The sequence below is a fragment of the Actinomadura sp. NPDC000600 genome (assembly GCF_040492135.1).
In the GTDB taxonomy this organism is placed as follows: domain Bacteria; phylum Actinomycetota; class Actinomycetes; order Streptosporangiales; family Streptosporangiaceae; genus Spirillospora.
The window spans coordinates 22,645-35,837 of the sequence record NZ_JBEUPD010000056.1; the positions used below are offsets into that span (position 1 = coordinate 22,645).

Sequence of the window (13,193 nt, forward strand, 5' to 3'; positions counted from 1 at the left end):
TTCGCCGGGGATACGTGCGTGTGGCGGGTGATCGGTTCGGGGGTGCGGCGGGGGTGTTCCCGGGGCCGATCGTAGGGCGTGGTTGTTAGTGTTGCGGCCATGTCGAGGCCGTTGCCGCCGGGTGACCCGGCCCAGTTGGGGCCGTTCCGTCTGTCGGCGCGTCTGTCGGAGTCGGCCGCCGGGATCGTGTTCCTGGGGGTGGACGGTGAGGGGCGGCGCGCGAGTGTGGCGGTGCTGAACCGGGGCGCGGCGGGTGACGCGGCGGCGCGGGACCGGTTCCGGGCGGCGATCAATGCGGCGGTGCCGGGTCCGGGGCGTGCGGCGGGGGCCGGGGGGCCTGGTGAGGCGCCGGTGGTGGCGGCGCAGCCGGACGGGCCGGCGCCGTGGGTGGCGACGCTGTACGAGGCTGATCGTGCGGGGGCGGAGCGGTTTCTGGAGCCGGTGGTGTTCCAGGGGTCGGGTCGTGGGTGGTGGGGTGGTCGGCGGCGTGGTCCGCAGTTCCAGCCGTATTGGCTGGGGGCGGGTGAGCCTGCGTTGGAGCGGCCTCGGCCGGTGGTGGGCGGGGGTCCGGTGCCGGTAGGGGAGCGTCCGCCGGAGCGGAGTCTGGTGGGCGCCGTGGTGGGGTTGGCGGCGGTGCTGCTGGTGCTGGGGTTGCTGATGGGGGTGCTGTTCGCGTGTGTGCCGGAGGCGAAGGATCCGCCGCCTCCGCCGCCGGAGCCGACGCCGTCGTGGCGGGTGTCGCCGCGGTCGCCGGTTCCCACGACGCCTGCGCCGTCTACGCCGCCGCCGCGGTCGCCGGGGCCGTCGACGCCGGCTCCGTCGCCTTCGCCGTCGGGTTCGGGGGGTGACGACGGCGCCCCGCTGTAGGGGGCCGTTTGTGGTGGTGTGTCCCTTGCGTTGGGAAAGGGTGGCTTGCGTAGGGGAAGAGGGCGTTGCGGGGTGGTGCGGCGGGTGGCCAGCATGGGGGGATGCTGGAGAGTCTGCTCGCCTTCGCGGGCGCCGCGGTGCTGATCGCGATGGCGCCGGGCCCGAGCACGGTCGTGATCATGCGCCAGTCGATGCGGTCGCGGCGCTCGGGGCTGGTGACGGTGCTGGGCAACGAGACGGGCGTGCTGCTGTGGGGGGTGGCGGCGGCGGTGGGGCTGTCGGCGCTGCTGGCGGCGTCGCGGCTGGCGTACGAAGGGCTGCGGATCGCCGGTGCGGTGGTGCTGGTGTGGTTCGGGGTGCGGGCGCTGTGGCATGCGCGGCGCGGCGGTCCGGCCGCGGCGGGCTCGGATGCGGGTTCTGAGGCTGCGGGTTCGCAGGTCGCGGGTCCGGTCGCGGGGGAGGTGCCGGGTTCGGGGTGGCGGTGCTACCGGCTGGGGCTGGTGACGAACTTCGCCAATCCGAAGGCGGGGGTGTTCGCGGTGTCGTTCCTGCCGCAGTTCGTGCCGGAGGGGTGGCCGGTCGCGGCGGTGCTGGTGGGCTTCTCGGTGCTGTGGGCGCTGATCGACCTGGTCTGGTACACGGTGGTGGTGTGGCTGGTGGGGGCGGCGCGGCGGGTGCTGGGCCGCCCGGGGGTGCGGCGGCGCCTCGACCAGGTGTCGGGCGTGGTGCTGGTGGGGCTGGGCGTGCGGCTGGCGGCCGAGGCGCGCTGAGTCGCACTGAGTTGCACCGACGGGGCCCGCTGGGACCGCCCGTGCGGGGGCGCCGATACGGTCCGCCGATTTGGCACATTTTCATGATCGCTTTTCGGGGCGGGGGCCGTAGCCTGGGGCGGTGAGCGCTCTGGATGACCTGGCCGACCGCTATGTGGACGAGTTCGCCGCGCTGGATCCGTGCCTGGCGGCGATGATGGGCATCGCCGGGCAGGACGCGCGGCTGACCGACTACGGCCCGGACGGGCTGGCGGCGCGCGCCGACCTGACGCGGCGGACGCTGGCGGACCTGGAGCGCGTCCCGGTGGAGGGCGAGGCCGGGCGGATCGCGGCGGCGGTGCTGCGGGAGCGCCTGGAGGTCGAGGCGGCGCTGGACGAGGCGGGGGTTCGGGAGGGGTTCCTGGACAGCACCGATGGGCCCGTCCAGCGGCTGCGGGTGGCCCTGGAGTTGCTGGACCAGGGCCCCGGCACCGACTGGGAGGCCGTCCACGCGCGGATGCGGGCGCTGCCGGGGGCGCTGGCGGGTCTGCGGACGTCGCTGCGGCGGGCGGCCGGGCAGGGCCGGGTGGCGGCGCGGCGGCAGGTGGTGCGCAGCGCCCGCGAGTGCGCCGAGACCCCGGCGTATCTGGCGGGGCTCGCGGCGCGGTACGGGGACGGGCCGCTGCTGGGGGCGCTGGAGGCGGCGGCGTCGGCGGCGTCGGCCGCGCTGGGGGAGTTCGCGGCGTTCCTGTCGGGTGAGTTGGCGGCGCGCGCGCCGGAGCGGGACGCGCTGGGCGCCGACCGGTACCGGCTGGGCGTGCGGGACTTCCTGGGGACGGACCTGGACCTGGCGGAGACCTACGCGTGGGGCTGGGAGGAGCTGGCGCGGATCGAGTCGGAGATGGCGGGCGCGGCGCGGGAGATCCTGCCGGGCGAGCCGCTGCCGGCGGTGATGGCGGCGCTGGACGCCGATCCGGCGCACCGGGTCTCGGGCGCCGAGGTGTTCCGGGGGTGGATCCAGGAGCTGGCGGACCGGGCGATCGCGGATCTGGACGGGGTGCACTTCGACATCCCGGCGCCGCTGCGGCGGATCGAGTGCAGGATCCCGCCGGTGGAGGCGGGGGTCTACTACCTGGCGCCGGCGGAGGACCTGTCGCGTCCGGGGACGGTGTGGTGGACGGTGGAGGACCCGTCCGCGGACATCGTGACCTGGACGGTCCCGACGACGATGTTCCACGAGGGCGTGCCGGGCCACCACCTGCAGCTGGGGGTGACGACCCTGAACCGGGGGCTGAACCGGTTCCAGCGGCTGTCGAGCGAGCTGCACCCGGGGCACTGCGAGGGGTGGGGGCTGTACGCGGAGCGGCTGATGGACGAGCTGGGCCACTACCGGGATCCGGCGCACCGGCTGGGGATGCTGGCGGGCGGGCAGCGGTTCCGCGCGGCGCGGGTGGTGCTGGACATCGGGCTGCATCTGGAGCTGCCGATCCCGGCGGGCACGGGGTTCCACGAGGGGGAGCGGTGGACGCCGGAGCTGGGCTTCGAGTTCCTGCGGGCCCGCAAGGGGCCTGATCCGGACGCGGCGGTCGCGTTCGAGATCGACCGGTACCTGGGGCGTCCGGCGCAGGCGATCGCCTACAAGCTGGGGGAGCGGATCTGGCTGGAGGCGCGGGAGGAGGCGCGGCGCCGGGAGGGGGCGGGGTTCGACCTGAAGGGGTTCCACCGGCGGGCGCTTGATCTGGGGCCGATGGGCTTGGACCTGCTGCGCGCGGAGTTGGCGCGGTCCTGACCGGTGCCCTGGCGCGGGGCCGAACGGCCAGGGGCTCGGGGTCAGACGGGTTCGGAGGAGTTGAGGCGGGAGCGTCCGTGGTTGTCCAGTGCCTCGACGCCGGTTTCGCGGAGCCAGCGCCGCCTGTTGGGCCGGTGCCAGTCGGTTTCGGGTGCGTCGGGGGAGCCGGGAGCGGCGCGCGCGGTTTCGTCGGCCGGGTCGGCCGGGGGGTCGGCGATGTCGCCGGTCCTGCCGATGTGGCAGGCCCGCTCGTCGCCGGGCTCGATGATCGTCTTGTGGTAGTGGGGCGGCCACCGCAGCAGGAGGCGGCGGCCGCAGGTGGGACAGGCCCACTCCTCCAGCCCCGACTCCTGGGTCCGGACGCGGCGCAACTCGTGGGTCAGGTGCAACTTGCCTCTCCTCGACCGTCGGCTGAGTTCCGGCCAGTGTTCGTGCGTTAGTGATTTCCCGCGCCCGGCAGGTTAAACGGCACGGCAAACGTCTTTAAGGTCGATGCGGCGGTCGTAACGGCATGTCCGTAATCAGGTGAGGGCGCGGTGGACGGCGGCGCCGATCCGCGCGACGGCCTCGGCGGGGCGGCGGGAGAACGACCCCCACCCGAGGAAGCCGTGGTCCAGGCCCGTCCCGGGCACCAGGACGACGGGCACGCCGGCCTCCCGCAGCCGCGCCGCGTACGCCTCGGCCTGCGGCCGAAGCCGGTCGTGCTCGGCGGTCGCGACGACCGCCGGGGGCAGGCCGGAGGGGTCGGGGTCCAGCAGCGGCGACACCTCCGGGCGGGCCGGGTCGGCGCCGCGCAGGTAGGCCCGCAGCGCGCGGCCTATGCCTGATGGCGGGAACTCCAGCCCGTCGGGGTCGGGCAGCGGCGGCGGGACCTCCCGCAGGTCCAGCGCCGGGTACAGCAGGACCTGCAGGACGGGCCGGGCGGGCCCGGCGTCGCGCAGCAGCCCGGCGGCCGCGGCGGCGAGCTGGCCGCCCGCGCTGTCCCCGGCCACCCCGACCCGGCCGGGGTCCAGGCCGAGCCGGGACGCGTTCGCCGCGACCCACCGCACGGCCGCGACGGCGTCGTCCAGCGCGGCCGGGAACGGGTCCTCGGGCGGGCGCCGGTACCCGACCGACACCCACGCCACGCCGCTGGCCGCCGCCAGCGCCCGCACGACGGGGTCGTAGGACTCGACGTCGCCGAGCACCCATCCGCCGCCGTGGAAGTACACCAGCGCCGGCGCCGGGCCGTCCCACGCCGGCCGGTACAGCCGGGCCGGGAGCGGGCCCGCGGGGCCGTCCACGGTGAGGTCGCGGACGGCGGCGACGGGCGGGCGCGGGGAGCGGGCGAGGTCGGCGGCGTGCTCGCGGCGGGCGTCGCCGACCGTGCCGCCCGCCCCGCCGGGCGCGGCGAGGCGGGCCCGCAGGAACGCCAGGTACTCCGGATCGCGGCCCATCGCCCCTCCTCGGCTCCGAGCCTACGGGCCCGCGGAGAGGCCCGTCGGCGCCGGGCGGCGCCGCCTTCCGGGCCCCGGACGGGAAGGCGGAAGGCGGCGCGGACGGTCAGGGGGACGCGTCGCGGGGGCGGTTCAGAAGGGGTAGGTGGCGATCTCGGCGCGGACCGTGAGCCACTGCGTCTCGGTGAACGCCTCGATGTTGGCGTCCGGGCCGCCGAACCGCGACCCGTTGCCGGACGCCGCCACCCCGCCGAACGGCACGACCGGCTCGTCGTTGACCGTCTGGTCGTTGATGTGGACCAGCCCCGTCGGGATCGCGTCGGCGATCTGCATCGCCTGCCCCACGTCGCCGAGGATGCCCAGGGACAGCCCGTACTCGGTCGCCGACGCCAGCTCCACCGCCTCCTGCGGCGTGGAGAACGGCACGACCGGCGCGACCGGCCCGAACACCTCCTGCGCGTAGGCGGGCATGTCGGGCGTCACCTCGTCCAGGACGGTCGGGCGGTAGAACAGGCCCTCGTGGGTGCCGCCCGCGGCGAGCCGGGCGCCCGCCGCGACCGTGGCCCGCACCAGCTCGTCGATGTGCGCGAGCTGCCCGGCGTCGATGATCGGGCCGAGCGCGACCGGTCCGGCCGCCGGGTCCCCGACCGGGAGCTTGTCGGCCTTGTCGGCCAGCGCCGCCACGTACTCGGCGTGCAGGCTCTCGTGCACCAGGTGCCGCCCGGAGGTCATGCAGATCTGCCCCTGGTGCAGGAACGACCCCCACGCGCCCGCCGACACCGCGGCCTCGACCCGCGCGCCCGGCAGCACGATCAGCGCGTTGTTGCCGCCGAGCTCGAGGTGGGCGCGCTTGAGCAGCCGCCCGCACACCTCGCCGATCCGGCGTCCGGCGGCGGTGGAGCCGGTGAAGGACACCACCCGCACCTCCGGCGCCGCGACCACCGCCTCCCCGGCCTCGCGGCCGCCCGGCAGCAGGTGCAAAAGCCCCTCCGGCAGTCCCGCCTCCTGGAAGACCCGCGCGATGCTCACCCCGCCGCACACCGCGGTGCGCGGGTCCGGCTTGAGCAGCACCGCGTTGCCGAGCGCCAGCGCCGGCGCCACCGACCGCATCGCCAGGATCAGCGGGAAGTTGAACGGCGCGATCACGCTCACCACCCCGGCGGGGCGGCGCCGCGCCAGGCTCCACCGCGGCTGCGCCGACGGCAGCACCAGGCCCTGCGGGTGCGAGGCCAGCGCCGCCGCCTCGTAGCACAGGTTCGCCGCGAAATGCGTCTCCAGCTCCGCCTTCGGCGGGATCGACCCCGCCTCCCGGACGATCCAGTCGCCGATCTCGGCGGCGTGCTCCTCGAACAGCCGCCCCGCCGCGCGCAGCACCGCGGCGCGCTCCTCGTAGGTGCGGGCCGCCCAGTCCCGCTGGGCCGCCGCGGCGGCCCGCGCCGCCCGCGCCGCGTCGGCGGCGCCCGCCTCGCCGAGCGTGCCGAGCGTCCCGCCGGTCGCGGGCTCGGTCACCTCGAACACGCCGCCGTCCCCGGCCGCCGTCCAGCCGCCGTCGAAGATCTTCCCGGTCCACGCGCCGGGGTCGAGCAACGTCATCGTTCCTCCTCGCAAGGGGTGCCCGCGCCGAACCTCCCACCCTCACCGTCCGCGGCCCCCGCGGGAACCGCATCGTTCCGCTCAGTGGAAACCCGCCGCGGGGAAAACCCGTTGCGGCGCCTCGCCGCTCCGGGCACTCTGGACACGCAGAACCCGCACGGGCCCCGCTGGAGGGCGGGCCCGCGGCGCCGAAGGGAGGGACGGGAGATGACCCGCTGTAGCAGCGGACGACGCACCGCACCCCGGTCCCGGCCCGCGGGCCGAACGACCCCCTGACCCGCCCGCGTCCCAGGCGCGACGCATGCGCGGGGGCGGTGTCCCCAGATGTCCTCCGATGTCCTCCCATGTCCGCCGGTCGCACAGGCCGGCCCGTGGCGCCGTGGCCGAGAGGTTCAGGCGGCGGTCCGCAAAACCGTCACACGTGGGTTCGAATCCCACCGGCGTCTCCGGTCCCGTCCCCGCTGTCACCCTGGGGACGGGACCCCCTCCCCGTAGCTCAGCGGACAGAGCACCGGCCTCCGAAGCCGGGAGCGCAGGTTCGATCCCTGCCGGGGAGACGCGCGGCACCGCCGCGGGCGGCGGCCTTCAGGCCCGTGGCCCGGGGCCCGTTCAGCGGCAGGGCAGCGGGCCCGGCGCGGGGCCCGGCGCCGGCGGCCACACGAACGCGTGGGCGTACCAGGCGCCCGCGTCGCCCCGCACGGGCCGCCTGCCGTAGGTGACGGCGATCGCGGCGAGGTGCGCGCCGCCGTCGGCGCCCGCCCCGGACGCGCCGCCGGGCTGCAGGACCTCGCCCAGCAGCAGCCGCACCGGCTCGTGCAGCTCCAGCCGCAGCACCAGCGACCCGCGCCGCCGCGCCGCCGCCCGCCCCACCACGTCCCCGATCAGCGGGGCGAGCCGGTCGGCCAGGCCCGCCGCGGCCGGTCCCAGCCCCCACCCGTGCAGGGCGCCCTGCACGATCCCGCGGACGCTGCCCGCCGCCGCGCGCCCGCCCGGCAACTGCCACCGGCCGGCACGGGGGGTCGGCCGCGGAACACCCTGGACGGAAACGAAGGTCATGTGCCTCTCCGATCACGAACGAGCTTCGGGCCCCGCAGGGGCCCCGGACCGGCCGCGCCGGACCGCGCGCAATCGACAACCTCGCCGGAGGTGTGCCCGGCCCGCCCCCGCTCATGCGCCCCCGCCGGGCGGGCGGCGGAACCCCCGCGCGGCCGGGGGCCGGGGAGGTCAGGACGGGTCGGGCAGGGCGCCGGCGATGCAGTCCAGGACCCGCTCCAGCCCGTAGTGGAACTGCTCGTCGCCGGACATGTGGGGCAGGCGCGCGTCCACCACGATCCGCTTGAACATCGGGTAGCGGCCGGAGTCGAGCAGCTCGCGGACGTAGGGGGCGCTCTCCATCATCCAGCGCTCCGGCGTCATGCCGCTCTGGCGCATCTCCCGCATCCACGCGATCTCGCCGCGCACCGCGCGCTCGACGTAGCCGTTCAGCATGTCCAGCAGGACGAGGATGTCGTCGATCGGGACGCCGACGTCCAGGGCGCCGGAGGCGAACTCCAGCAGCCGCAGCCGGTTGGGGCCGAACGTGGCGCGCGGCCGGTGCAGGCCCACCAGCCAGGCGTGCCTGCTCCACACCGCGCGGGTGTTCTCGGCGATGAGCCTCAGGTCGGCGCGCCAGTCCCCGCTCGGCCGCTCCGGGATCTCCATCTCCAGCAGGACGTGGTCGACCATGAGGTCGACCAGGTCGTCGCGGGAGGGCACGTAGCGGTACAGCGACATCGCGCCGGTGCCGAGGTCGGCGGCGATGCGGCGCATGGACGCCGCCTCCAGGCCCTCGGCGTCGGCGATGCGGACCGCCGCCTCGGTGATCTGGGCGCGGCTGTAGGCCGGGCGCGGCCCCCGGCCCTGCCGCTCGGGAACCGACCAGATGCTGCCGTGCCGCTCGCCGCCTGCCAACGGACCTCCTCGTGACTCTCCCGAGCATCCTAGTTGCGTACACCGTACCCGGTTGTCTACCGTAGCTGCGTACACCGTACTCAAAGGAGTGGATCGTGACCGACGAACCGATCGTGCTCGCCGAGGGGCTGCGCAAGCGCTTCGGCGACACCCAGGCCCTGGACGGCCTCGACCTGGCAGTCCCCGCCGGCACGGTCTGCGGGGTCCTCGGCCCCAACGGCGCGGGCAAGACCACCGCCGTGCGGATCCTGGCGACCCTGTCCGACGCCGACGCCGGGCACGCCCGCGTCGCCGGCCACGACGTCGCCCGCGAACCCGACCGCGTCCGCGCCCGCATCGGCCTGGCCGGCCAGTACGCCGCCGTCGACGAGAAGCTCACCGGACGCGGCAACCTGCGCATGTTCGGCCGCCTCTACCACCTGCCGCGCCGCGAGGCCCGCCGCCGGGCCGACGAGCTGCTGGAGCGGTTCGGGCTCGCCGACGCCGCCGACCGGCAGGTCGCCGGCTACTCCGGCGGGATGCGCCGCCGCCTCGACCTGATCACCAGCCTGATCCTGCGGCCCCAGGTGCTGTTCCTGGACGAGCCCACCACCGGCCTCGACCCCCGCAGCCGCGGCGAGATCTGGGACGCCGTCCGCGGCCTGGTCGCCGACGGCACCACCGTCCTGCTCACCACCCAGTACCTCGACGAGGCCGACCGGCTCGCCGACGACATCGCCGTCGTCGACCACGGCCGCGTCATCGCCACCGGCACCCCCGACCGGCTCAAGGCCTCCATCGGCGACCGCCTCGACGTCGTCCTGGACGACCCCGCCATGGCCGGCCGCGCCGCCGGGCTCCTGCGCACCCTCACCGGCAGCCACCCCGCCCTGGAGGGCGAACGCCTCTCGGTGCCGCTCACCACCGGATCGGTGCGCCTGGCCGACGTCGTCCGCGAACTCGACCGCGCCGGCGTCACCGTCGGCGACGTCGGACTGCGCCGCCCCACCCTCGACGAGGTCTTCCTGCGCCTCACCGGCGACGCCCCCCGCGACAACGCCGACCCCGACAACGCCGACCACGGCCCCGGCGACCACGGCGGTGCCGCCGGACGCCGGAAGGAGACCGTCCGATGACCGCCCTCACCACCGCCACCGCCCCCGCCCCCGCGTCCCGTGCCGGACGGCTGCGCTGGGCGCTCGCCGACGGCCTCACCCTCATCGGCCGCGAACTCGGCCGCATCCGCCAGGAACCCGGCGAGCTCATCGCCGCGCTGATCTTCCCCGCGATCATGGTGGTGCTGTTCGGCTACGTGTTCGGCAGCGCCATCTCCGTCCCCGGCGGCGGCGACTACCGCGCCTACCTCATGCCCGGCCTGTTCGCCATGGTCACCTTCACCTCCACCATGGCCGTCACCATGCGCGTCGCGACCGACGCCTCCCGCGGCGTCATGGACCGCTTCCGCTCCATGCCGATGGCCCGCTCAGCCGTCCCCTTCGGGCAGACCGGCGCCGAGATCCTCAACGGCGTCCTCGGCATGGTCATCATGGCCGTCGCCGGCCTCCTGGTCGGCTGGCGCGCCCACAACGGGATCTGGCAGACCGCCGAGGCGTTCCTGCTGCTGGCCCTCATGCGGTACGCGCTCAGCTGGGTCGGCTGCTACCTCGGCCTGGTGGTGAAGAACGAGCAGACCGCCGACCAGCTCATCCCGCTCGTCTTCCCGGTCACCATGCTGTCCAACTCCTTCGTCCCGACAGCGGGCATGCCCGCTGTCCTGCGGGTCATCGCCGAATGGAACCCCGTCAGCGCCCTCACCGCCGCCTGCCGCGGGCTGTTCGGCAACCCCGGCGCGCCCGCCGGCGACCTCGCCTGGCCCCTCGCCCACCCCGTCGCCGCAACCCTCGGCTGGTCGCTGCTCCTGCTCGCGGTGTTCGCGCCCCTGGCCGTGCGGACCTACCGCGTCCGCGGCCGCTGACCCGCAGAAAAACCGAGCAGCGGGACCCGGCCGGCCGCGCCCCGCGCGGGGCAGGGCCGGCCGGGCCCCGGCAGGTCAGCGTCTCAGCAGGCCAGCACGCGCCGCCGGACCGGACGCCGCCCTACGCCGGGCCGCCCGGCTCACCGGCCGCGGTCCCGGTACATCTGCCGCTGCCACTTGCTGATCGCCTTGGTGCGGTTCTCGCGCTCGGCCCGCAGCCGCTGGTCGGTGCGCGAGGCCGCCCACGCGTTCTCGCGCAGCAGCTTGCGGTAGCTGTCGAGGCGGCGGCGCGGCAGCGTCCCGTCCTCGACCGCGGCCAGGACGGCGCAGCCCGGCTCGGACCGGTGCGCGCAGTCGCCGAACCGGCACAGCCCGGCCAGCTCCTCGACGTCGGCGAAGGCGCGCTCCAGCCCGTGCGACGCCTCGAACAGGCCCACGCCGCGCAGGCCCGGCGTGTCGATCAGGACGCCGCCGCCCGGCAGCGGCAGCAGCTCCCGCCGCACCGTGGTGTGCCGGCCCTTGCCGTCGGACTCCCGGACCTCGCCCGTGGCCAGCACCTGACCGCCCAGCAGCGCGTTGCCCAGCGTGGACTTGCCCGCACCCGACGGGCCGACCAGCACCACCGTCCCCGACAGGACGGCGCGGACCACGTCCACGCCGTCGCCGGTCGCGGCGCTGCAGGCCACCACGTCCACGCCCGGCGCGGCGGCGGCGACCTCGCCCTGCTGGGCGTCTGTGCCAGGCACCTGGTCGGCCTTGGTGAGCACGACGACCGGCCGCGCCCCGCTCTCCCAGGCCAGCGCGAGCAGCCGCTCGACGCGGCCCAGGTCCAGCGGGGCGGCCAGCGACACCGCGACCGCGACGGTGTCGACGTTGGCGGCCAGCACCTGGCCGCGCGAATCCCGCGACGCCGACGACCGCACGATCGCGGTCCGGCGCGGCAGCAGCGCCGCCACCGCCGGCCGCCCGTCCGGGCCGCCGGCGCGCAGCGCCGCCCAGTCGCCCGTGCACGGCGCCTCCGCCGCACCGCCGCCGGACACGGCGGACACGGTGGAGGCCCGCGCCGGGCCGTTCTCGGTGACCACGTCGCACAGGCCGCGGTCGACCGCGGCCACCCGCGCGGGGATCAGCCCCGCCGCGCGGTGAGAGGTGAACTCATGCTCCAGGGCGTCGTCCCAGCCGTAGGCGGCCAGAGGAGACGACCCCGTGAAAGAGGAAGACAACGGATCGGAACCTTCGCGTGAAAGGGCCCCGGCGTGACGGCGCCGCAGTCGGCGCGCGGTGAGATCGATCAGCCGGATGAGGCCCGGGAAAGGAGGACGGGCTGAGTGCTGCCGCGGGCAGCAGCCACAGAGGCGACGGCCATGCGTCCTCACCTCCCATTCGGTTCCGCGCGGGACTCTACCCCTCCCGGCCCGCGCGGCCAACGGCTTTTCTCACCCGCGCGGGGGAGCGGCCTCGGCCGCTGCGGGGAGGCCCCGCGCGGCCCGCCGCGGGCACGATCGCAGGCATGGCCACGCTCACCGGACACCTCTCGCCGCACACTCTCGGACGCCGCCTCCCCGCGGCCGCGCTCGCCTGGGTCGCCGCCTACGGCGCCCTGCGCGCGTACTGGGCGTCCGGGCACCGGCCGCACCAGATGTCGCCCATCGGCACCGACCTCGTCGTGTTCACCGGGTGGGGGAGCGCCGCGCTGTGCGGGGCCGCCGCGCTCGCCCTGGCCGTCCTCGCGCACCCGCGCGCCGACCGCCTGGCCCGCGCGCCGCGCCTGGCGCTGGCGGCCGCCGCCTGGACCGCCGCGGCATGCCTGGTCGCCTCCGGCGCGATGCTCCTGCTGGACGTGGTCGGCGCGGTCCTGCCCGGGCTCGGCCTGGGCCTCTACCCGCTCGGCGCGCTGTCGCGGGCCGCGGCCGTCACCGCCGGGATCATGACCGCGCTGTCCGCCCGCGCCTACACCGCCCGCACCCGCACCGGACCGGTCTGCGCCGCGTGCACCCGCCCCGCGACCGGCCCCGGGCCGCTGGCCCGCACGCCCGCCTGGGCCTACGGCGCCGCCTACCTCGCGGTCGCCGGATGCCTGATCCGCATCGCCGCCCAGGCCGCCGTCGGGTTCGCCGAGTCGCCGCTGGCGGGCGGCGCGTCGGCGGTGCTGTTCGAGGCGGGGTTCGTCCTCGGAGGCTGCCTGCTGCCGCTCGCGCTCGTCCACTCCTTCGGGCGGACGTGGCCGCGCTGGGTGCCGGGCCTGGCCGGGCGCGGCGTCCCGCGCCGGCTGGTGCTGTGGCCCGGCGCCGCGATCTCCGGCGGCCTGGTCGTCTACTTCGGGCTGATGCTGCTGCAGATGTCCTGGGAGCGGCTGCACGGCCGCAACCCGTTCCCGCCCGACGGCCGCCTCGACCTGCCCGAGGCGTTCTTCTGGGTCGCCGTCCCCGCCTACTTCGCCTGGGGCGCCGGCATGGCCGCCGCCGCCCGCGCCTACGCCCGCCGCACCCGCACCCCCTGCCCGTCCTGCGGCCGCTGACCGCCCCAGCCCCGGACTCGGCCGAGCACGCGGACGGCCCGCTCGCAGGCGGGTCGGTGGGGGATTGCGGGGCGTTGGCCGGAACCGGCAGGCGTCGTCGGCAGTTATGGTGATTTGGGGCGGGATCGCGATGAGGGGGCGTGACCGTGGAGGACAACGACGACCGGCCGACCGGGCTCGACAGGACCGACGCGGCCGACCGGGGCGGCAGGGCCGCGCGGGCTGACCGGGCCGCCGCCCGGTCGTTGAGTTCGCGCCGGTTCGGCCAGAGCGCCGCGTTGTGGACGAGCACGCTCGGCCCGGGGACGGCCTCGGCGAGCGCCCCGGCCAGTTCCCG

Annotated in this window: 13 protein-coding genes and 2 tRNA genes; 9 read left to right on the top strand and 6 right to left on the bottom strand. The window is 76.3% G+C overall.

The genetic code is table 11. From position 1 onward, the window contains the following. Window positions 1–674 precede the first annotated feature (674 nt). The 3 genes from ABWI07_RS41335 (at window position 675) to ABWI07_RS41345 (ending at window position 3,405) form a co-directional block, all read left to right on the top strand. Window positions 675–848, top strand: a complete 174-nt coding sequence (locus ABWI07_RS41335; protein ID WP_353821881.1) for a hypothetical protein — start codon at window positions 675–677, stop codon at window positions 846–848. A gap of 120 nt (window positions 849–968) precedes the next feature. Next, complete coding sequence (locus ABWI07_RS41340) at window positions 969–1,637, top strand: LysE family translocator (protein ID WP_149258334.1); 669 nt, start codon at window positions 969–971, stop codon at window positions 1,635–1,637. A gap of 121 nt (window positions 1,638–1,758) precedes the next feature. After that, complete coding sequence (locus ABWI07_RS41345) at window positions 1,759–3,405, top strand: DUF885 domain-containing protein (protein WP_353821882.1); 1,647 nt, start codon at window positions 1,759–1,761, stop codon at window positions 3,403–3,405. 41 nt (window positions 3,406–3,446) lie between these two features. Here ABWI07_RS41345 and ABWI07_RS41350 read toward each other — a convergent pair whose 3' ends face one another. From ABWI07_RS41350 to ABWI07_RS41360, 3 genes are all read right to left on the bottom strand, one after another. After that, window positions 3,447–3,794 carry a hypothetical protein gene (locus ABWI07_RS41350; RefSeq protein WP_353821883.1) on the bottom strand — a complete coding sequence of 116 codons (348 nt, stop codon included), beginning with the start codon at window positions 3,792–3,794 and terminating at the stop codon, window positions 3,447–3,449. A 132-nt stretch (window positions 3,795–3,926) separates the two neighbouring features. Then, complete coding sequence (locus ABWI07_RS41355) at window positions 3,927–4,841, bottom strand: alpha/beta hydrolase (protein WP_353821884.1); 915 nt, start codon at window positions 4,839–4,841, stop codon at window positions 3,927–3,929. A 132-nt stretch (window positions 4,842–4,973) separates the two neighbouring features. Then, window positions 4,974–6,434, bottom strand: coding sequence for a benzaldehyde dehydrogenase (locus ABWI07_RS41360; protein WP_353821885.1), 1,461 nt, complete (start codon window positions 6,432–6,434; stop codon window positions 4,974–4,976). A 373-nt stretch (window positions 6,435–6,807) separates the two neighbouring features. Between ABWI07_RS41360 and ABWI07_RS41365 the strand changes: the two genes are divergently transcribed. Then, window positions 6,808–6,880: transfer RNA gene (locus ABWI07_RS41365), tRNA-Cys, on the top strand. Between the two features lie 39 nt (window positions 6,881–6,919). Beyond that, window positions 6,920–6,991, top strand: a tRNA-Arg gene (locus tag ABWI07_RS41370). 52 nt (window positions 6,992–7,043) lie between these two features. Here the strand turns inward: ABWI07_RS41370 and ABWI07_RS41375 are convergent. After that, entirely contained in the window at window positions 7,044–7,490 is a 447-nt protein-coding gene (locus ABWI07_RS41375; protein ID WP_353821886.1) for a hypothetical protein, read from the bottom strand. 168 nt (window positions 7,491–7,658) lie between these two features. Continuing rightward, window positions 7,659–8,384: a TetR/AcrR family transcriptional regulator gene (locus ABWI07_RS41380; RefSeq protein ID WP_149258340.1), complete on the bottom strand. Its 726-nt coding sequence runs from the start codon at window positions 8,382–8,384 to the stop codon at window positions 7,659–7,661. 95 nt (window positions 8,385–8,479) lie between these two features. Here ABWI07_RS41380 and ABWI07_RS41385 point away from each other — a divergent pair, with 95 nt between their 5' ends. Together ABWI07_RS41385 and ABWI07_RS41390 are read left to right on the top strand one after the other, a co-directional pair. Beyond that, window positions 8,480–9,499 carry an ATP-binding cassette domain-containing protein gene (locus ABWI07_RS41385; protein ID WP_353821887.1) on the top strand — a complete coding sequence of 340 codons (1,020 nt, stop codon included), beginning with the start codon at window positions 8,480–8,482 and terminating at the stop codon, window positions 9,497–9,499. Continuing rightward, window positions 9,496–10,338 (top strand): ABC transporter permease, encoded by an 843-nt coding sequence (locus ABWI07_RS41390; protein WP_353821888.1) that lies wholly within the window; start codon window positions 9,496–9,498, stop codon window positions 10,336–10,338. The genes ABWI07_RS41385 and ABWI07_RS41390 overlap by 4 nt, the downstream gene beginning before the upstream one ends. 140 nt (window positions 10,339–10,478) lie before the next feature. On the opposite strand, the gene rsgA is transcribed toward ABWI07_RS41390, so the two are convergent. After that, window positions 10,479–11,561 carry a ribosome small subunit-dependent GTPase A gene (rsgA, locus tag ABWI07_RS41395; RefSeq protein ID WP_353821889.1) on the bottom strand — a complete coding sequence of 361 codons (1,083 nt, stop codon included), beginning with the start codon at window positions 11,559–11,561 and terminating at the stop codon, window positions 10,479–10,481. Between the two features lie 287 nt (window positions 11,562–11,848). On the opposite strand from rsgA, the gene ABWI07_RS41400 reads away from it, so the two are divergent. Then, a complete protein-coding gene (locus ABWI07_RS41400) occupies window positions 11,849–12,856 on the top strand; it encodes a hypothetical protein (protein ID WP_353821890.1) in 1,008 nt (335 codons plus the stop codon). 140 nt (window positions 12,857–12,996) lie between these two features. Beyond that, window positions 12,997–13,193 (top strand): hypothetical protein (locus ABWI07_RS41405; protein ID WP_353821891.1); only part of this gene is annotated, 197 nt, incomplete at its 3' end.

Bases quoted from the DNA above. Each gene is read 5' to 3' on its own strand.
- ABWI07_RS41340 (WP_149258334.1), top strand. From the start codon at position 969: ATGCTGGAGAGTCTGCTCGCCTTCGCGGGCGCCGCGGTGCTGATCGCG.
- ABWI07_RS41355 (WP_353821884.1), bottom strand. From the start codon at position 4,841: ATGGGCCGCGATCCGGAGTACCTGGCGTTCCTGCGGGCCCGCCTCGCC.
- ABWI07_RS41360 (WP_353821885.1), bottom strand. From the start codon at position 6,434: ATGACGTTGCTCGACCCCGGCGCGTGGACCGGGAAGATCTTCGACGGC.
- ABWI07_RS41375 (WP_353821886.1), bottom strand. From the start codon at position 7,490: ATGACCTTCGTTTCCGTCCAGGGTGTTCCGCGGCCGACCCCCCGTGCC.
- ABWI07_RS41390 (WP_353821888.1), top strand. From the start codon at position 9,496: ATGACCGCCCTCACCACCGCCACCGCCCCCGCCCCCGCGTCCCGTGCC.
- ABWI07_RS41400 (WP_353821890.1), top strand. From the start codon at position 11,849: ATGGCCACGCTCACCGGACACCTCTCGCCGCACACTCTCGGACGCCGC.